This window comes from Novosphingobium sp. AP12, from assembly GCF_000281975.1.
GTDB lineage: Bacteria > Pseudomonadota > Alphaproteobacteria > Sphingomonadales > Sphingomonadaceae > Novosphingobium.
Genome location: NZ_AKKE01000001.1, coordinates 1 through 2,006 on the forward strand (window position 1 = coordinate 1; position 2,006 = coordinate 2,006).

Genomic DNA, 2,006 nt, shown 5'->3' on the forward strand with positions numbered 1-2,006 from the left:
TGGCGGGAGCCGCGCCTGCCGCCTGCAGTTGCAGCGTCACGGTGGAGCCTAGCGGCGCCCTCGACGCCGCGCCATCAAGCACATAGCGCGCCTCGTAAGTGCGGGTCTGCGGATCGGCGGCATCGGACAGCTGCCGCAGGCGCGCCACGCTCGTCGCGCCCTGGAACAGGCTGGCTTGTGCGGTCGAACCGACTGCCGGACGCTGCGTTTCGGGCAGCGCCACCACGGCTTCGCGCGCTCCCGCATGGGCAAGGCGCACCACGGGCTGCCCCGCGGCGACGACCTGCCCGGGTTCGGCCAGTGTCTCGACCACCGTTCCGTCCGCATCGGCGAGCAACAGGGCATAGCCCGCCTCGTTGCGCGAAACCGATGCCTGCGCCTCTATCGCGCCAAGCTGCGCGCGGGCTGCGTCGGCGTCGGCCTTGACCTTGTCGTAGGCAGATGCGGAGATTGCGCCAGCCGATACGAGGTCACGGTAGCGCTTTTCGTCCGCCGCCGTCTGGATCGCGGTCGCGCGTGCGGCAGCCACGGCGCCCTGCGACTGGCGCGCGGCGAGGACGTAGTCGGTCGCGTCGATCCGCATCAGCGGCTGGCCCCGGCGCACCACCTGTCCGGTATCGACGAGGCGGGCCACCACCTTGCCCGCGACGCGGAAGCCGAGGTCGCTCTGCACCCGGGAGGAGACGACGCCGGTGAAGCTCTCTCCGCCAGCGACGGTGGTGCCAGCCATCGCGGTCCGCACGAGCGGCGGCTCGGTGCGCGGATCGGCTCCGGCATGACCGCAGGCGCCGAGCAGCAGCATGGGCGAAAGCAGCGCCAGCGCCGGGACGGCGCGGGTCAGGAACGAGAGGGAGATGATCGACATGGCGAGTCCTGCCTGAGGAAATCAGGACCGCCATTTTCCTTCATGTGACCATATTGTCAACTAGTCACAACTTGGATGGCCCACTTTTACGGCGCAAGGCTCCGCAGGATGAGGTTTACCACCTCGGTCGAACCGTCCGGGATGCTGTCCAGTTGGTATTGCAGCATCACCGGATTATGGAAGGATTCCATCGCCTTCATGATCGCCGATGCCGTCTCGTCGAGCGGCGTCTTGCGCTCGAACTCGCCTGAGGCGCGGCCTTCCAGCACGATCTCGCGCACGATCTGCTCGAGCGCCGCGCAGTAGGCCATGCAGGACGGCCACTTCTCGACCACCGAGTGAGTCGCGATCTCGTAGAGCTTCTGATCGTCAAAGAACAACTCGGCGCTTGAGGTAACTATCGCACTAAAAAATCTGCGCATTTTCTCGGTCGCAGTATCTGCCGAGCGTACCGCCTCCTGGGCTTGGCCGAGCAGTCCCTCCAAGGTCTTGGCGCAGATCGCCTGCCCTATGGCATGCTTGGAATCGAAGAACTTGTAGACGTAGGCCTTCGAGAACCCGATCGCCTTGGCGAGGTCGGACACCGTGGTCTTGTTGTAGCCGTAGCGCGAGAAGTGCGCCTCCGCGGCCTCGACGATCTGTTCGCGGATGGCGTGGTCGCCAGGCCCGCGATGGCCCACGGCCAGGGTATCGAATGTCTCTTCAGTCATGGCCCAGCAGATACCTCAAGGACGCGGCGTTGACAACGAGTGACCATTATGATTATTCGTCACAGCTTATTCAAACGCCAACTGCGGGTCTGTCCCATGATGCGCTTCCACCTCCTTGCTCCTGCCTGTGCCCCGCTCGCGCTGGCCGCCTGTGCGGTCGGTCCCGACTACCACCGGCCCGAAGTCGCCATGCCCGCCGCCTTCATCGGCACGCCCGCGCACGGCGCAGAGCAGCATGTGGAGCTGGCGCACTGGTGGGACGGGTTCGGCGATCCGCAGATGTCGGCGCTGGTCGACCGGGCGCTGGCGCAGAACCTCGGCCTCGTGCAGGCGGCGGCGCGCGCCCAGCAATCTCGCGCGCAGCTCGGCAGTGCAACCGCCGCGCTCCTGCCGTCCGGGCAGGTCAGCGCGCAGGCAGGGGCCGCCCGCCT

General features: G+C 66.8%; 2 protein-coding genes and 1 pseudogene. 1 reads left to right on the forward strand and 2 read right to left on the reverse strand.

What is annotated here, in order from left to right; genetic code table 11:
• Together PMI02_RS00005 and PMI02_RS00010 are read right to left on the reverse strand one after the other, a co-directional pair.
• A partial coding sequence (locus PMI02_RS00005) for an efflux RND transporter periplasmic adaptor subunit (protein WP_007676897.1) occupies positions 1–865 on the reverse strand: 865 nt, incomplete at its 3' end.
• A gap of 86 nt (positions 866–951) precedes the next feature.
• Positions 952–1,575 carry a TetR/AcrR family transcriptional regulator gene (locus PMI02_RS00010; protein WP_007676898.1) on the reverse strand — a complete coding sequence of 208 codons (624 nt, stop codon included), beginning with the start codon at positions 1,573–1,575 and terminating at the stop codon, positions 952–954.
• 99 nt (positions 1,576–1,674) lie between these two features.
• Here PMI02_RS00010 and PMI02_RS00015 point away from each other — a divergent pair.
• A pseudogene (locus tag PMI02_RS00015) lies at positions 1,675–2,006 on the forward strand (TolC family protein); the annotation flags it as partial.

What these genes read in the sequence shown, in the direction of transcription:
- PMI02_RS00010 (WP_007676898.1), bottom strand. Translation starts at nt 1,575, where the DNA reads ATGACTGAAGAGACATTCGATACCCTGGCCGTGGGCCATCGCGGGCCT.